The sequence below is a fragment of the Rhizobium sp. UGM030330-04 genome (genome assembly GCF_003208455.1).
Classification (GTDB): Bacteria; Pseudomonadota; Alphaproteobacteria; order Rhizobiales; family Rhizobiaceae; genus Agrobacterium; species Agrobacterium rhizogenes_A.
Genome location: NZ_QKML01000005.1, coordinates 20658 through 37880 on the forward strand (window position 1 = coordinate 20658; position 17223 = coordinate 37880).

Genomic DNA, 17223 nt, shown 5'->3' on the forward strand with positions numbered 1-17223 from the left:
GGATGACGTCGAGCGAGGGTGTCAGCCGCCTCTGCAACGGCTCCTGAGAAAGCCGCTTAACATTGAAACGCGCCAGCACGCCGCTTCCCAACTCACGCCGGCAAATTGCCAGCCTTCTGCTCGGCCTCGAGCGAAGCCGCCGCATCCAAATAGGCTTCCTGTCGCGCCACGCTCCAGTAGCGTAATTCATCGAGCGGAACGGCCTTGCCGGTGATGGCGCAGATGACATGCGAGCCGGTCTGGACGATGCGGAAGTCACCGTCGAGATATTCGATGACGGCGAGGCGGTTGCCGCCTCGTTCAAATCTGTTCATCCGTTTTCGTCTCCTGCTCTGTCCTGTCAGGGCACCCAGTCCGAAACGGCGTAGCGTTCTCCTGAACAATCCGGATGCTCCAGTGTCCTGAATTTATATAGTCCGGCGCGGCGCAAGGCCAGCCCCGCCCGCCTGCCATTTAATGAATGGCGTCAGCTTCGGCCGAAGAGCCGTTCTATATCGGAAAGTTTCAGTTCGATATAGGTCGGACGGCCATGATTGCACTGTCCCGAGCCCGGCGTGTTTTCCATTTGCCGCAAAAGCGCGTTCATTTCTTCCGGCCGCATGCGCCGGCCGGAGCGCACGGAACCGTGGCAGGCCATGGTGGCGGCGACATATTCCAGCTTGTTGGCCAGCGTGGAGGCGGCATCCCATTCGGCGATCTCGTCGGCAAGCTGGCGCACCAGCCCCTGCACATTGACCTCGCCCAGCATGGCCGGCGTTTCCCGGACGGCGACCGCGCCCGGACCGAAACGCTCGATGACGAGGCCCAGCGCATCGAAACCGGCGGCATGATCCATCAGCCGGTCGCAATCCTCTTCCGGCAGATCGATGATCTCAGGAATGAGCAGCACCTGCGAAGGCGGCCGCCTGGAATGCAGCGCATTGCGCATTTCCTCGAACACCAGCCGCTCATGCGCGGCATGCTGGTCGACGATGACGAGGCCGTTTTCCGTCTGCGCGATGATGTAGTTCTCATGCAGCTGCGCCCTTGCGGCTCCGAGCGGGTAGAGCACCGGTTCGGGCGAGGGGCTTGCGGCGGCTTCGTAAACCTCACGCGGTTCGGCCCGCGCTGTCGGCATGGTGATGTCGGAAAAGCGCGATTGCACCGCTTCCGCAAATTGCATGTCCCCGGAAACGGTAAGCGGCCGCGAAGGCGAGGTGGCGGCAGACCAGGGTGCGGCTGCCATGGAAGGGGAGGGCCGCAGGCCAGACGGGCTGTAGCCGGGGCGGAAGGCGTTCATCATCTGGCTGGCGCCCGTTGTCGCAGCCCTGTCGCCGTCGCGCGTCAGCGCCTGCCGGATCGCACCGACGATCAGCCCGCGAATGAGGCCGGGGTCGCGAAAACGCACGTCGGATTTCGCCGGATGCACGTTCACATCCACAAAGGCGGGGTCGAGCGTGATGGACAGCACCGCGACCGGATATCGTCCATGCGGCACGGTTTCGGCATAGGCGCCGCGAATGGCGGATAAAAGCAGCTTGTCCTGCACCGGGCGGCCGTTGACGAAGACATATTGATGCGCCGAGTTGCCGCGATTGAAGGTCGGCACGCCGGCAAAACCGGTCAGCGTCACATCCTCGCGTCCGGCATCGATCTCGATGGCGTTGTCCTTGAATTCCGCGCCGAGGATTTGCGCCATGCGGGCGAGATGATCGTCGCCCGTGGAGGGGATTTCGAGCGTCGAACGGTCCGTGCCTGACAGCACGAAGCGGATATGCGGAAAGGCGATCGCCATGCGCTTGACGACCTCGGTGATCGCGGCCGCCTCGGCGCGTTCCGTCTTCAGGAATTTCAGCCGTGCTGGCGTGGCAAAGAACAGGTCGCGCACCTCGACGATGGTGCCGGCATTCGACGCGGCGGGCCGCACATCGGACACCTTGCCGCCGGTGACGGAAATCACCGAGCCCTGTTCCGCGCCCTGTCGGCGGCTGGTAATCGTCAGCTTGGCGACGGAGCCGATGGAGGGCAGCGCCTCGCCGCGAAACCCGAGCGTGCGGATATCATCCAGCGTATCGGAAATTTTCGAGGTGCAGTGACGCCTGACCGCAAGCTCCAGATCGGCAGGCGACATGCCGGAGCCATTGTCGGTAATCCGCACCAGCCCCTTGCCGCCACCCGCAGTGGCGATCTCGATGCGGGTCGCGCCCGCGTCGATGGCGTTTTCCACCAGTTCCTTCGTGGCGCTGGACGGTCTTTCGATGACCTCGCCGGCGGCGATCTGGTTGATGAGGGTTTCTGAAAGCTGCTTGATGGCCATGATCGTCATTTTCGCGGATTCGCGGCCGCTTCGAAAGTAAAAAACCCGGGCTGCGGAAATTTGCACATGTTTTGCGGGTTTCCGGGCATTTGATCATTTCCGTCAACACCCGGGTAAGCGTTAATCCGCCTTTAATCGGCCTTGATTATGGTGGGGCGGCTTGAAATGACCGCAGGAAAGAGGCCCCCTTTTCGGGTGGTGTGTGACGTCGATTATGGGTGAACGTCATCTTCTCCTCAAGACTGCTTCAAGTGGCGAACCCTGATGTCTCTTTTTCGGAATTTGTCGTTTCATCCCGGCATCTGCCCTGAACGATTCCATTAGAAACATAAGCCTGACCCATTAAAACAGGCGGGAGTTTGCAGTTGAGTGATTTGGCGTCCTCTGGCGCGGGCGTTCATACGGTGATGCTTGATGCCCTTTGCGACGCGCTTGGCGCGGCGATCGTCGTTTACGACCGTAACGATCACATTATTTTCGCAAGCCGGAAACTCATGAGTTTTTTCCCGCTGGAAGAGGCCGTTGTCGGCCCCGGTGCGCGGCTGCGCGATTATCTGAGCGCGCTCTATGATTGCTACCTGCTCGAGACGGAGAGCCTTGCCGCCAATGCCCGCCAGCTTGGGCGGGACGAATGGATCGGCGAGCGGCTGGCGCTGCACTGGAAGGAAAGGTCGGAAAAGACCGAACGCCTGAAGGGAGAGCGCTTCCTGCGCTTCGTCATGAACCGCCTGCCTTCCGGGCTCGGCATCAGTGTCGTCGCCGATATTTCCGAACAGAAGAAAAGGGAAGAACAGTGGCGCATCGACCTTGAACGGGTGCAGCTGATCGAGGACATCCTCGACAATCTGCCGTTTCCCGTCTTCGTCAAGGACAGGAACATGGCCTATGCGGCCGTGAACAAATCCGCCTGCGCCATGGTCGAAACCAGTGCGGAGAGCATTCTCGGCAAGACGGTGTTCGATCTGCATTCGCGCAAGGTCGCCGCGCAGATCGACGCGGCCGACCGCATGGTGATGGACAGCGGCACATCGAGCCTCATTCCCGAAAGGGTGAGACGCCTCAATGGCGAGGAAGTGCTGACGATTACCCGCAAGCAGCGTGTGGGCCGTCCGGGCAGGCATTTTCTGGTGACGACGATGGAGGATGTCACGGCACTTGCCACCGTCGATGCGAGCGGCAGGCCCGTCATTCCCTCGCTTGAACATGTTGCCTTCGTCGCCTCGACCTATGGCAAGGGCGACGAGGGCGATCCGGCAAAAGACCTGCTGAAAAGCAAGGCGGTCCTCATCGTGTCCGAAAGCGGACGTTTTGCCGAAGCCGCCGGCCGCCGGCTTGCCGCCGGCGGCATGGATCATGCGGCGGTGACGAGCGAGCAGGAGCAGCGGGCATTCATCGATATCGCCGCTTCCGCCGGCGTGAATATCGACGTCGTCGTCGTTGATGCCCAGATGAGCGTCACATGTCTCGATATCGCCGCTGTGCATGGTCTGCCGGTCGTCACCATCGAGGAAGGGGAGATCGACGCCTCCCTGCTGCATTATGTCGCCGTTGGCCTCAGGTCGTCGCCAGGCGAGACATCGCCGGAGGAAGACTGGGAGATCATGACGGAAGACCTGCCCGATATCCTCAAGACGGGTGGCGTCTGCGAGATACTTCTCGTTGAGGATAACCGGGTCAACCAGATCGTCTTTTCGCAGATACTGGAAGGGTTGGGGCTTTCCTGGCGGCTTGCCACGACGGGTGAGGAAGCCTTGCGTCTTTTCAAGGAACAGGCGCCCTCCGTTGTCCTGCTCGACACGACGCTTGCCGATATCGACGGTTTCGAGGTCGCCCGCCGTATGCGTGAACTGGCTGGCGAGCACCATATCCCCATCGTCGGCGTCATCACCCACGCCTTCGAGGGCGATCTGGACAAATGCCTCGCGTCCGGCATGAACGACATGTTGCTGAAACCCGTCAGTCCCGACATGGTCGAGGCGGTTTTCCTGCGGCTTTTCGGCAAGGATGCCCTTAGGCTTCAGGCCTGATACCCGCCGCCGCCTGGTTGCGGCGGTGAAGGGAAAATATAATTCCTTGCCGCGCCGGGGTCATTTTGCGCGCGCCGTGTACTTTCGGGAAATGCCGCCGTATTTTGGTCTGCGGCTCTATGGTTTTTTTAATACTTGCCCTGCATTGTGAGCGCGGTCGACACAGGATTCACGAGATGCAGGAATGAAACGGGCAGAGCCGCAATCGTTGCAGGTCAGCCAGAACGAATTGCAGGCCATGGCCTACAGCGATCCGCTGACGGGGCTCGGCAACCGTTACCGTCTGCGGGACAAGATTCGCATGCTGGCCAGCGAACGTTCCAGCGACCCGGCGCCCTTCACGGTCGGCATTGCCAATATAGACGGCTTCAAACCCATCAATGATCTTTTCGGCGTTCAGGCGGGCGATGAAATCCTGTGTCAGGTTGCGCACCGGCTGAAGGCCTGCATTCCCGATGGCGCCGTCGTGACGCGCCATGACGGAGACGAATTCGCCTTCGTCCTGCCTTTGGTGTTCGAACGCACCGGCGCGGAGCGCGTCGGAAACATGATCAAGGACGTGCTTTCCGCCCCTTACGATCTTGGTGACCGCAACGTCCGGCTCTCCTCTTCCTTCGGTTTTGCCATCTATCCCTTTGCCGGCGATGATTTCGAGGATCTGCTGAAAAGCGCCGAGACGGCGCTTTATCGCTCCAAACGGCGCGGCCGTGGCCAGATAACGGTCTATTCGCGTGAGATCGCCCAGGAAATGAAGCGCGCCACGCAGCTGGAGCAGGCGCTCAGAAACGCCATCATCACCGACGCGATCGACGTGCATTTCCAGCCCATCGTCCGGCTGGAAGAGGCGAAGGTCATCGGTTTCGAGGCGCTCGCCCGCTGGAACGATCCCGATCTCGGTTTTGTTTCGCCTGCCGTTTTCGTGCCGCTTGCCGAAGAACGCGGTTTCATCGACGCGTTGTCGGAAGCTTTGCTCCGAAAAGCGGCGGAAGCGGCCCTGTTCTGGCCGCGTGAACTCTTCCTGTCCTTCAACCTGTCGTCAGCGCAATTGATGGACCCCAGCACGGCGGACAATATTCTCTCCATCCTTTCCCGCGTCGGCCTCGACCCGCACCGGCTGGAACTGGAGATCACCGAAACGGCCGTCATGACTTCAGCCGATACCGCGCAACGCATCATCAGCGAATTGCAGAGCGCCGGCGTTCGCATTTCCCTTGACGATTTCGGCACGGGCCAGTCGAGCCTCGGCCGCCTGCGCGACTTCACCTTTGACAAGGTGAAGATCGACCGCGCCTTCGTCTCGCGCATCAGCAGCGACCGTCCCTCGGAACATATCATCAAGGCCATCGTCGCCATGTGCGACGGTCTCGATCTCGAAGTCGTGGCCGAAGGGATCGAGGAGCGGGTGGAAGAGGAAAAGCTGCGCGCGCTTGGCTGCGCCATGGGGCAGGGTTATTTCTACGGCCGGCCGGCCGATGCCGCCGCGACCCAGCGGTATCTGCACGAGAACTATCGCGAGATATTGTCGGATATTTCCTGAGACGGTGCGGCCTCGCAGCGACGCTTGGCGGCGCAGTATCCCAGACAGGCTTGTATGCGCCGGCGTATCCCCACAACCCTCATTCCGCTGACATGCAAAGGAATGAGGGAAGTCGTTTCGGGGATGCCGACTGGACGGCGCTCCGCATTTTGTTGCGGGCGGCCCGCGCCTCGCTTCACAACCGGTAAAGCGGCTCGAACCGGCCCTTGACCTCTATGCCGAGATCGAAAGTCAGGCCATGCTGCGGATTGGCGGCAATGGCGTCATCATCGAGATGTTCGCGCGCCGAGGTGACCAGAAGGCGCGATGCGTCGGGGCCGATGAAGGCCGGGCAGGTTGTCTGTCCGCCGGGCACCTCATATCGGGCTATATGGTTGCCGTCCGCGTCGTAGCGATCGACCGCACCCACGCCCCAGCGGGCGTTCCAGATATGTCCTTCGGCATCGCAGACCGACCCGTCAATGCCGCCTTTGATACCGGTGGAATCGATGAGGACTTCAGCCCTGCCGGAGGGAAGGCCGGTCCCGGCATCGAGCGGCACCCGCATCAACTTGTTCACCTTGGTATCGACGTAATATCCCGTCGCGCCGTCGGGCGAAAAGCAGATCGAATTCGGAATGCTGATATCGGCAAACAGCTTCGTCACGGCGCCTTTGGAAACATGGTAGATGCTGCCCGCGCCAATTTCCGCCTTGCGGCCCATGGTGCCGATCCACAGCGCACCGGAAGGGTGCATGCGCCCGTCATTGGAGCGGTTGCCGGGCAGGTCCTTTTCCAGTTCCGCGTAAAGGGTCAGCACGCCGGTGGCCGCATCGCGCAGGAAAAGCCCGTCATCGGAGGCGATCAACTGCTTGCTGTCGCTGACCTTGGCGAGCGCGCTGCCCATGAAGGGCAGGGCGTGTACGGCCTTGCGGCCGGAGGCGATGTGTAACTCGTGCAATTCGCGTTCGATGATATTGAACCACCAGGCGGTGCCGGTGACGGGATCGAAGGTCGGGCCCTCGCCAAGCGTCATCGGCGTTTCGTCAAGCACACGTCCGGCAAACGGAAAAACGGTCACCACGCTCTTATCCTCCGATGGCTGCGTCATAGGCCGCGAGCGTGACGGTGGCGCGCTCGCGCACCTCCGCCGCCGTCATGCCGGGTTTGTAGAGGCTGGTTCCAAGGCCGAAAGCGGTGATGCCGGCCGAGGTATATTCGGCGAAATTCCGATCCGAGACGCCACCGACCGCGGCGATGACCAGATCCTTCGGCAGGATCGTCCTGATCGCATTGATGCCGGAAGGGCCGATGATGCTGGCGGGGAAGAATTTCAGCCCCGTGGCTCCGGCCTTTGCGGCCACCAGCGCTTCGGTGGGGGTGAGAACGCCCGGCATCGTCACCATGCCCTTGACGCGCGCGGCAACGATCACATCGGCGTCGGCATTGGGGCTCACCATCAGCTTGCCGCCGGCCGCATCCAGCGATGCGACATCCTCCACGCTCAGCACGGTGCCGGCGCCGATCAGGCAATCGGCCGGGGCCATCTTCGCGGCGATCTCGATGGAGCGGAACGGATCTGGCGAATTGAGTGGGATTTCGATGGCGCGGAAGCCGGTTTCGATCAGCGCGCCGACCACGCCTTCGGTTTCCTCGGGTTTGAGACCGCGCAGGATGGCGATCAGCGGATATTTGATGGAAGGGAAGGGAATACGCATGATATCTCTTTATCCTATGGCCAGATGGCATTCGCGGCGGCCAGCAATCCGCGCCGCACGGCCTCGTCGGCGTCGATGACCGTATAATGTATATCAAGGGCGGTGAAGGCGCCTTCGTAAAGCGCGCCGAGCGCGCCGGAGCCGATCAGCACGACAGGTGTGTCCCGCCGCGCGTTGGAGTGAGCGCCGGCAATTTCCAGCCCGATCATGGTGCCGGAAAGCTTGGCCTTCGCATCGGTGGCGGTGAGGCCGTGCAGCAATTGCCCGGACCGCAGGGTGAACAGGCGATTGGTGGCGAGTTGCGGATTGGCGTAGATGTCGTGCACGGCGGCCTTGAAGGCGTCGTGCGCGCCGGTAAAGGCGTCCGCTTCGGCCACCGCGTGGGAAAGGATCGTCTGTTTCGAGATGACCTCGAACAGTTCGCCGGTCATGAAGGTGGCAAATCCGGTCACCTCGCCGCCGCGGACGGTCACCCACTTGGAATGCGTGCCCGGCATGCAGACCAGCTTTTCGCCGGCATCGGCGGAGGCGAGCGCGCCGAGCAGTTGCGTTTCCTCGCCGCGCATCACATCGGGTGCGGCTTTATCGCGTTGCGCCAGCCCCGGCAGAATGCGCACATCCCGTGTCTGACCCGGCACACGGACCGCACCGTCCAGAACCGCCGAAAGCGATGCCGGAACGTCGATATAACCCGCCTCGACCCAGCCCTGCCGGGCGCCGGCCATGCCGCAGACGAGAACCGGCAGGTTTTCCGGTGCGCCGATGGCATCGAGATGGGATTGCAGCACCTCGGCAAAGCCGGTGCGCATGGCGGTGGTCATGCCTTCCGCGCTGCGCCGCTCGGCCAGCACCGCGCCCGACCGGCTGAGAAGCCAGAGCCGGAAACTGGTCGTGCCCCAGTCGACGGCGATAAAAGCGGGTTCAGACATTATAGGAGGCCTCCGTCTACGATTATGGATTGCGCCGTGATGGCGCCCGATGCCGATGATGCGAGAAACAGGCTCGGGCCGGCCAGATCGGCGGCGACGAGCGTGCGTTTGAGACATTGCCGTGCCATGGTGGCGGCAATACCCTCGTCCGTCAGCCACAGTTCCTTCTGCCGCTCCGTCACGATCATGCCGGGCAGCAGCGTGTTGACGCGGATATTGTCCGGTCCCAGCCTGCCGGCAAGGCTTTTCGTCAGACCGATAATGCCGGCCTTGGCCGCCGCATAGGACGGCAGTTCACCCATGTTCAGCAGGAACGAGATGGACGAAAAATTGACGATGGATGCATTATTTGCCTGCCGCAGATGGGGCAGCGCGGCCTGAACCGTGAAGAACATCTGCTTGAGATTGACCGCCTGATTGGCGTCCCAATAGGCTTCCGTCACGGTATCGATATCGTGGCGGTCGTCCCATGCGGCGTTGTTGACCAGCACCTTGATGCCGCCGGTGGCGGAGGCAGCCGCATCCACTGTGCTTGCGATCGCAGCGATGTCGCGCAGGTCGGTCCTGAAGAAATGCACCGGATGCGGTGCGAGCCCGGCAAGCCGCCGGACAAGTGCCGTGCTCGGCTCCTCGGCGATGTCGATGAAGGTAACCTTCGCCCCCTGCATTGCAAAGGCTTCCACCAGCGATGCCCCGATGCCGGAACCGCCGCCCGTTATGAGCACGCCCGCATCCTTGAGGTCTGGAAAGAGGGCTTGAGTCATCGGTTTCGTCTCATCCATTGATGGGCTTGATTGTTCCAATATATGGAAATAGATTTTACTAAATGGAATTATTCTCTTGGCGTCACGCTTATGTCAAGGCAGATGACGGTGGATGTTGCCATGCCCGGTAGTAAAATGCCCAATGATCAAAAACATGATCCCGTTCCCGGCCGTGTGCGAAAAGCGGAAATGGAGACGGGGACGCTCGGAAAGGCCGTCTCGCTTCTGGAGCTTGTCGCCTTTGCCGAAAAACCGATGCGCTTTACCGATGTGGTCGAGGCCTGTGGCCAGCCGCGTGGCACGGTTCACCGCCAGCTCGCCCATCTTCTCGCCGAAGGCCTGATCGACCATGCCCCCGACCAGACCTATGTCGTGGGCCTGAGGCTGTTGCAACTTGCCGCAAAGGCCTGGAGCGGTAATGATCTGCGCAGCGTCGCCGCGCCGCATCTGGCGGCGCTGCAGGATGCGACACAGGAATCCGTGCATCTCGCCGTTCTCAACGGCGGACAGGTCACCTATCTCGACAAGATCGAGGGCAGGCATACCCTGCGCATGCATTCGCAGGTCGGCAAGAGTTCACCGGTCTATTGTACGGGCGTGGGCAAGGCGGCGCTGTCCCTGCTGCCGGCCGATGATCTGGCAGAGCTTGCCGCCGGGCTGGATTTTCACCGCTTCACGGACAATACCATCGTCACGCCGGAGGCTCTGGTGAAGGATGTGGCGGCCATCCGCATGAACGGTTGCGGTTTCGACCTTCAGGAACACGAGATCGGCATTCATTGCGTTGCCGCGCCGGTTCATGCGCCGGGGCGCAATTTCCATGCGGCGATTTCCGTGACCGGTCCCGCCTATCGGGTGGATGTCGAACAGCTTCGCAAATGGGCGCCGCAGGTGCGCGAAACGGCCGACAGAATTTCGGCGGAACTGGCCTGCCGATTATCCCCGGTTGCGGATGGTTGAGGAAAAGTGGGCGTGCTGATCCTTCGATTTTCGCCGTTGATATGGCGGATCGGGCGTCAATTTGCGCGAGTTAAATCTTATTTTCGATTATTCTGAATTAAGTTTTCAACTTTTGTTTGCATGAATCGTTTTGGTGAGTAACATCCCCGGCAATTTCCGGGCAAAGGTGGCCTTTGCGGCGGTATTTCTCATTCTCGAAGAACAGCTTTCATGCAGAAAACAGAGACGGCCGCCGTTCAGGCGATTGGTGTTGATTGCGTTCGCGAGATCGCCGGTCTGAACACGCAATTCGACATATTCCGGTTCTTGAAACGGCTGACGGAGGCCTGGGAGTTCAGGGCTTTCATGGTGCTGGACCTGTCATCCGAAATGGCCAGCGAACTGTCGCAATATACCATCATCACCAGCTGGCCGGCCGAGCTTTTGCAGCGTTACGACGAAGAGGGGATGTTGCAGAACAGCCGGGTCATGGCCCAGCTGAAAAAATCGACCGTGCCCTTTTCCGTTTCCATGGACTTTCTGGCCAGAGGCGACGAGCACATCGCCAGGAAAACGGTGATCGGCCTGTTCGAGCGGTTCGAAATGATCAATTCGGTGTGGTTTCCCGTTCACGACATCACCACGACGCGGGGCGCGGTATCCTTTTCCGGCAACAAGACGCTTCTGCCGGCGAACCGCCTGGCGGAGCTTCTCTATATTTCCAGCCACGTCTTTGCCCGGCTGTCTGAAATCCGCCGGCTGGATCTCAGGGTTCCCGAAACCCTGAGCGAACGGGAGATCGATTGTCTGAACTGGACGGCGGCCGGCAAGACCAGCGCCGAGATCGCTGAAATCATGATGTTGTCGGAGCATACCATCAATCATTACCTGAACCGTGCGACGAAAAAACTCGATACAGTCAACCGCACCCAGGCTGTCGCCAAGGCGCTGCGGGTCGGTCTGATAAAATAGCGAAATCGTAATTTTATCATTGTGATAAACCGCTTCCTGGGCGATCCTTCTTTCGAATCACCGGAAAGGAGAAATCGTTTGCCGGAACGGCATAGGGTAAAAGCGGGATTTTCTCCGACTGTCGATTGCGCCGTGCTGATAGTCGCTGCCGAAAAAGGCTTTGCTGCCGATGAAGGCATTGAACTGAACCTTGTCCGAAAACAATCCGCACGCGCTGTCCTGACTGCGCTTGCCGGGGATGACGTTCACATTGCCCATCTGCCCGCTCCGGTGCCGGTCGGTTCAGCCGTCGGTCTCGATAACCTGCCGGCCGACATTGTCGGTGTTTTCACGCTCTCCCTCGGCGGATCGGCAACGACCGTTTCGCACGGTTTTTACGACGAGCTTTATCGTGAGGGCCTGAAGCTGCCGGACCCCGCGGCTTTCGGCCGGGCGATGGCCCGCGTCTGTGCGGCGCGGCGGGCGGCGGGTGAAAATCCGCCGGTCTTTGTGGTCGAGGATATTGTCTCCACACCCTTTTATGCGCTGCGTTATCTCCTTGGCAGCTGCGGTGTGCTGCTTGGCCGGGACATGGAGATCGTCGAAGCCATGCCAAAGGCCATGCCGGGATTGCTCGAAAGCGGCAAGGTCGATGCACTCTGTACCGCCGAACCGGCGGGCAGCGCCGTGGTGCTGGGCGGCGCCGGGCGGATTGTCACGACCGGAGCGCTGATCTGGCACAACGCGCCGGAAAAGATACTGGCGGTGAAGCGGCCCTGGGCGGAGGAGAACGCCACCCCGCTGGAGGGGCTGCTTCGCGCGCTTTACCGCGCTGGGGAATGGTGCGCCAATTCAGCCAATATAGAGGAACTCACGGGCATACTCGCCGCTCCCCACTATATGGACGAAAACGGTGAATTCCTGCTGCCGGCGCTGACGGGCTATATCTCCACCTCACAGAGGGACATGCGGCGTTACCCGGAATTTTTCGTCACCAGCGCGAAGGCAGCCAATTTTCCCTGGCAGAGCCAGGCCCTGTGGTTCTTCAGCCAGATGCTGCGCTGGGGCGAAATTCCCGCCGAACGCCGGTTCGATGCGGCCGTGCTGGAGGCTGCCCGCAATGCCTACCGGCCGGATATCTTCCGCAAGGCGATGAAGCCGCTTTTCGTGCCGGTGCCGGGCGCGAACCTGAAGCTGGAAGGCACGCTCAGGGAACCGGTCCATGTCGGCGCGTCGCGCACGGGCCTCGTCCTCGGCCCGGACTGTTTTTTCGATGGCCGTGTCTTTGATCCCGAGACGCTGGATATGGACGACGAAATCTGAAATCACAGCGTTGAATCGTCGCTGGTCTCGGTTGTTTGCGCTTTGGCATTGGCGAAGCGCTCCCGCTTGTCTATGGATGACGCGGAGTTGAGCCCATATCCGGCCGGACGATGCAACGGAGTAAGACAATGGCAGAAGTCAGCAAGAACCAGGTGGAAAAGGCTTTGGAAGCCGTCATCTATCCCGGCAGCGGCAAAAGCATCGTGGCGCTCGGCATGGTCTCGGAAATCTTCATCGCCGATGCGAAGGCCTATTTCTCGATCACCGTACCCGCGGACAAGGCGCAGGAGATGGAGCCGTTGCGGCTTTCCGCCGAACAGGCGGCAAAGGGTGTTCCGGGCATGGTCGGCGCGGTGGTGGCGCTGACGGCGGATCGCAAGCCGGGCCAGCAGCAGCCTGCCCGTCCCGCCGCCGCAACCGGTCGACCGGCCGCGCAGCCGCGCTCTTCCAAGGTGGGCGTGCCGGGTGTCGGCGCCATCATCGCCGTCGCTTCGGGCAAGGGCGGGGTCGGCAAATCGACGACATCAGTCAATCTGGCGCTCGGTCTTCAGGCGCTCGGCCTCAAGGTCGGCATGCTCGATGCCGATATTTACGGTCCGTCGCTGCCGCGGCTCCTGAAGATTTCGGGTCGCCCGCAGCAGCAGGAAGACCGCATCATCCTTCCCATGGAAAATTATGGCCTGAAGGTCATGTCCATGGGCTTCCTGGTGGATGAGGAGGCGGCAATGATCTGGCGCGGACCGATGGTGCAGTCCGCCCTGATGCAGATGCTGCGCGAAGTGGCCTGGGGCGAACTGGATGTGCTGGTGCTGGACATGCCGCCCGGCACGGGTGACGCGCAGTTGACCATCGCCCAGCAGGTGCCGCTTGCCGGCGCCGTCATCGTCTCCACGCCGCAGGACCTGGCGCTGATCGATGCGCGCAAGGGCATCACCATGTTCCGCAAGGTGGAAGTGCCGCTGCTCGGCGTCATCGAGAACATGAGCTATTTCATCGCGCCGGACACCGGTGCGCGTTACGATATTTTCGGCCATGGCGGCGCGAAGGCCGAAGCCGAAAGGATCGGCGTGCCGTTCCTCGGCGAGGTGCCGCTCACCATTTCCATCCGTGAAATGTCGGATGCCGGAACGCCTGTCGTCGCCGCCGAGCCGGATGGCCCGCAGGCGGCGATCTATCGCGATATCGCCGAAAAAGTCTGGGCGCGCATCGGCGCGGGCGAGAGAAAAGCCGCACCGAAGATCGTTTTCGAATAAGGCAGCGGCTTCCGGCGCAAAACCCGACGGGCCAATGTCAGCTTTGAATCGCCTTTTGAAAACAGAAGATTAGTCGCCAGTATCGGGCAAGCTTTCTGGACTGGAACGTCCAGAAATGCTTCGCCTGCAATGCTGTCGAGAAAAAATATTGCTTGATTGCATCTCGCTTTGGGCGCATACGCCTGCGCCGTTTGGCTCTTGGTCCATCGGGGTCGCGGGATATGAAATTCCGCAGGTCCCGGCGTTCCCTGAAGTGTCGTCCAAAGGTTTGCCGACCGCAAACAGGATATGTTAAGCAGCATTGCGGCTGAAGCTTGCGATGTGGACCGGAGAAACGGATTGATAAAAGCCTATCGCGCCAATTGCGAGGCGATCAGCCTGTCGCCTGACGACGGCTCCGAACAGATTCCCGACGACATCGTCTGGGTCGACATCGTCAATCCGGACAGGGCGGAAGAGCAGCATGTGGAAAAGCTGCTGGGGCTCGATCTGCCCACCCGCGAGGATCTGAAGGATATCGAACCCTCCAGCCGGCTTTACATGGAAGACGGCAATGTCTTCATGACCGCTTCCCTGGTCTGGAAAGCGGATTCGGACGATCCGCGCCTCACCGATGTCGCCTTCATTCTCGCCGGCAGGCGCCTCGTGACGATCCGTTATGCCGAGCCGAAATCCTTCCATCTCTTCATCGCCGCCATCACCCGCGTGCCGCACGAAATGCGCAGCGGCGCGGCGCTGCTTCTGAAGCTGCTTGAAACCATCGTTGACCGCACGGCGGAGATTCTCGAAAATTCGGTCACGGGGATCGACAATCTCGCCGCCGACATTCTCGGCAGCCAGGCCCGCTCCAAACGCAAGGCGCCGCGTTATCTCGAAGACCGCCTGAGCAACATCGCCGCCTATCAACGGCTGATCTCGAAGGTCCGCGTGAGCCTTGCATCCCTGGCGCGCCTTCAGACCTTTCTGTCCACCAGCGATCAGGTTCGCGAGGACAAGGGTGCGCGCGAGCAGGGCAAGTCGATCGGGCGCGATATTCAGTCGCTGAACGAACATGCCTCCTTCGTTTCCGGCAATCTGACCTTTCTGCTGGATGCCTCGCTCGGCATCATCAATATCGAGCAGAACAGCATCATCAAGATTTTCTCCATCGCTTCGGTGGTGTTCCTGCCGCCGACGCTGGTGGCCTCGGTTTATGGAATGAACTTTCAGCTCATGCCGGAGTTGAACTGGACATTTGGTTATCCACTCGCGCTCATCGTCATGCTGATGTCCGCCATCATTCCGTTTCTCTTTTTTCGTTGGAAGGGCTGGCTCTGAGGAGCCAGGATCATCATGTCTCAAATCGTCGACAAGGACGTTGCCGAGAAACCGGATGCGGATGACAAGCATCAGAACAAGGGGCTTTATGCCGCGATCCTTGGCTCCATCGGCGTCGTCTATGGCGATATCGGCACCAGCCCGCTTTATGCCTTCCGCGAGGCCCTGCGGCCGATCGCCTATGATGGCGTGACGCGCGAGGAGGTCATCGGTCTGACATCCCTGATGATCTGGGCTTTGACGATCATCGTGACGTTCAAATACATCACCCTTCTGCTGCGGGCCGACAATGACGGCGAGGGCGGAACGCTCTCGCTGCTCGCGCTGCTGATGAAGACGGCGGGCACCCACCGCAGCGTTCTCATCGTCCTTGGTCTCATCGGCGCCGCGCTGTTTCTCGGCGATGCGATGATCACGCCGGCGCTGTCGGTGCTGTCGGCGGTCGAGGGGCTGAAACTCGTCACGCCCGCCATGGACGACTTCGTGATTCCCATATCGGTCGGCATTCTCATCGGCCTCTTCGCCATCCAGTCGCATGGCACGGGCACGGTGGCGAAATTCTTCGGGCCGATCACCGCGGTCTGGTTCATCGTCATGGGGCTTGCCGGCCTCGTCCACATCGCCGATGACTTCGGCATTCTTTTCGCCTTCAATCCCTGGCACGCGGTGGAATTCCTGGCCAGTGAAGGGTTTCACGGCTTTATTGTGCTCGGTGCGGTTTTCCTGACGATCACGGGCGCGGAAGCGCTTTATGCCGATCTCGGGCATTTCGGCCGCCGTCCCATCCAGTGGGCGTGGTTCTGCCTGGTCTTCCCGGCTTTGACGCTGAATTATCTGGGGCAGGGCGCGCTGGTGCTGAAAGACCCGGCGGCCATGTCCAATCCCTTCTACCTCATGTTCCCGCAATGGGCGATCCTGCCGGCTGTCATCCTGGCCACCGCCGCCACCATCATCGCCAGCCAGGCGGTGATAACAGGCGCGTTCTCGCTTGTGCGCCAGGCGATCCACCTCGGATACCTGCCGCGCATGGAAATCCTCTTCACGTCTGAAACCAATACCGGGCAGATCTATCTGCCGGCCGTCAACACCATCCTGCTGTTCGGTGTCGTCGCGCTGGTCTTCACCTTCAAGAGTTCGGATGCGCTGGCCACCGCCTATGGCATTTCCGTCACCGGCGCGATGGTCGTCACCAGCCTGATGTTCTTCGAATTCGTGCGCAAGCGCTGGCAATGGTCGGTCTGGCTGGCAATTGCCGTGCTGGCGCCGCTTCTGCTGCTGGAACTGATCTTCCTCGGCGCGAACCTCCTGAAGATTCACGACGGCGGCTACGTGCCGGTGCTTCTGGCGATTGCCTTCACCATCATCATGACCACCTGGCAACGCGGTTCGAAGATCCTTTTCGCCAAGACCCGCCGCACCGATGTACCGCTGAAGGCTTTCGTCGCCTCAGTGGAAAAGGAAAGCGCCCATGCGCCGGTGCGTGTGCCCGGCACGGCGATCTTCCTCACCGGCGATCCGGAGACGGCGCCGGCGGCGCTGCTGCACAATCTCAAGCATAACCACGTCCTTCACGACAAGAACGTCATTCTGACCATCCGCACCGAGGACCAGCCGCGCGTTCACCCGGAAGAGCGTTATACGCTGACGAAGATGAGCGACCGCTTTGCCGTGGTCGAGCTGCATTTCGGCTTCATGGAAACCCAGAATGTCACTCAGGCGCTGGGCTATCTGAGACGCACCGGCTACAAGTTCGACATCATGTCGACCTCATTTTATCTCGGCCGCCGCAAGCTGGTGCCGGATCCGAAATCGGGCATGCCGGGCTGGCAGAACCGCCTGTTCATCGCGCTTGCCGAAACCGCCGCCGATCCGTCCGATTATTTCCGCCTGCCGGCCAACCGCGTGGTGGAACTGGGTTCGCACGTCGTCGTCTGATGAAGTGGGCATGCCCTTAATGTAGCTGGGCGGTCTCCTTCTCTCCGTCATACCGGCCTTGAGCCGGTATCCAGCCAGCCCAAGTCCTTGGGCTGAAAGGAGTCTTTACGCCGCGCCGACGCGCGTCAGCTGGATTCCGGCTCGAGGCCGGAATGACGGATGTGGAGATGCCGTGCGGGACAATTATGATCGGCACATGCGAACTCGACTCCACGCCACGCGCATTAGAAGATGGTTACACATGAATGTGAAGCC

Annotated in this window: 14 protein-coding genes; 8 read left to right on the forward strand and 6 right to left on the reverse strand. The window is 60.9% G+C overall.

Annotated features, from left to right (window positions below; translation table 11 throughout):
- Positions 1-92 precede the first annotated feature (92 nt).
- Both N434_RS08850 and mutL read right to left on the reverse strand, forming a co-directional pair.
- Positions 93-314 (reverse strand): DUF2093 domain-containing protein, encoded by a 222-nt coding sequence (locus tag N434_RS08850; protein WP_110757262.1) that lies wholly within the window; start codon positions 312-314, stop codon positions 93-95.
- 152 nt (positions 315-466) lie between these two features.
- Positions 467-2296, reverse strand: coding sequence for a DNA mismatch repair endonuclease MutL (gene mutL / locus N434_RS08855; protein ID WP_110757589.1), 1830 nt, complete (start codon positions 2294-2296; stop codon positions 467-469).
- A gap of 407 nt (positions 2297-2703) precedes the next feature.
- Between mutL and N434_RS08860 the strand changes: the two genes are divergently transcribed.
- Positions 2704-4323, forward strand: a complete 1620-nt coding sequence (locus N434_RS08860; RefSeq protein WP_181423936.1) for a response regulator — start codon at positions 2704-2706, stop codon at positions 4321-4323.
- Between the two features lie 184 nt (positions 4324-4507).
- A complete protein-coding gene (locus N434_RS08865) occupies positions 4508-5860 on the forward strand; it encodes a putative bifunctional diguanylate cyclase/phosphodiesterase (RefSeq protein ID WP_065114987.1) in 1353 nt (450 codons plus the stop codon).
- A 175-nt stretch (positions 5861-6035) separates the two neighbouring features.
- Here the strand turns inward: N434_RS08865 and N434_RS08870 are convergent, their stop codons facing one another.
- From N434_RS08870 to N434_RS08885, 4 genes are read right to left on the reverse strand one after another with little or no spacing between them, the layout of a single operon-like run.
- Positions 6036-6923: an SMP-30/gluconolactonase/LRE family protein gene (locus tag N434_RS08870; RefSeq protein WP_110757266.1), complete on the reverse strand. Its 888-nt coding sequence runs from the start codon at positions 6921-6923 to the stop codon at positions 6036-6038.
- A gap of 4 nt (positions 6924-6927) precedes the next feature.
- The gene (locus N434_RS08875; RefSeq protein WP_065114989.1) at positions 6928-7557 is read right to left on the reverse strand and encodes a 2-dehydro-3-deoxy-6-phosphogalactonate aldolase; all 630 of its coding nucleotides are present in this window, start codon (positions 7555-7557) and stop codon (positions 6928-6930) included.
- A gap of 14 nt (positions 7558-7571) precedes the next feature.
- Positions 7572-8486: a 2-dehydro-3-deoxygalactonokinase gene (locus tag N434_RS08880; protein WP_110757268.1), complete on the reverse strand. Its 915-nt coding sequence runs from the start codon at positions 8484-8486 to the stop codon at positions 7572-7574.
- Positions 8486-9268 (reverse strand): SDR family NAD(P)-dependent oxidoreductase, encoded by a 783-nt coding sequence (locus tag N434_RS08885; protein WP_110757269.1) that lies wholly within the window; start codon positions 9266-9268, stop codon positions 8486-8488. Before N434_RS08885 ends, N434_RS08880 begins: the two co-directional genes overlap by 1 nt.
- A gap of 72 nt (positions 9269-9340) precedes the next feature.
- On the opposite strand from N434_RS08885, the gene N434_RS08890 reads away from it, so the two are divergent.
- The 6 genes from N434_RS08890 to N434_RS08915 all read left to right on the forward strand — a co-directional run bounded on the left by N434_RS08890 (position 9341) and on the right by N434_RS08915 (position 16968).
- Positions 9341-10210 (forward strand): IclR family transcriptional regulator, encoded by an 870-nt coding sequence (locus tag N434_RS08890; protein WP_181423922.1) that lies wholly within the window; start codon positions 9341-9343, stop codon positions 10208-10210.
- A 210-nt stretch (positions 10211-10420) separates the two neighbouring features.
- Entirely contained in the window at positions 10421-11161 is a 741-nt protein-coding gene (locus N434_RS08895; RefSeq protein WP_065114993.1) for a helix-turn-helix transcriptional regulator, read from the forward strand.
- 78 nt (positions 11162-11239) lie between these two features.
- Complete coding sequence (locus N434_RS08900; protein WP_110757593.1) at positions 11240-12463, forward strand: CmpA/NrtA family ABC transporter substrate-binding protein; 1224 nt, start codon at positions 11240-11242, stop codon at positions 12461-12463.
- A 128-nt stretch (positions 12464-12591) separates the two neighbouring features.
- Positions 12592-13716: an Mrp/NBP35 family ATP-binding protein gene (locus N434_RS08905; protein ID WP_065114995.1), complete on the forward strand. Its 1125-nt coding sequence runs from the start codon at positions 12592-12594 to the stop codon at positions 13714-13716.
- Positions 13717-14055: 339 nt separating this feature from the next.
- A complete protein-coding gene (locus N434_RS08910) occupies positions 14056-15033 on the forward strand; it encodes a magnesium transporter CorA family protein (protein WP_181423923.1) in 978 nt (325 codons plus the stop codon).
- A 15-nt stretch (positions 15034-15048) separates the two neighbouring features.
- Complete coding sequence (locus N434_RS08915; RefSeq protein ID WP_110757273.1) at positions 15049-16968, forward strand: potassium transporter Kup; 1920 nt, start codon at positions 15049-15051, stop codon at positions 16966-16968.
- The last annotated feature ends 255 nt before the right edge of the window (positions 16969-17223 follow it).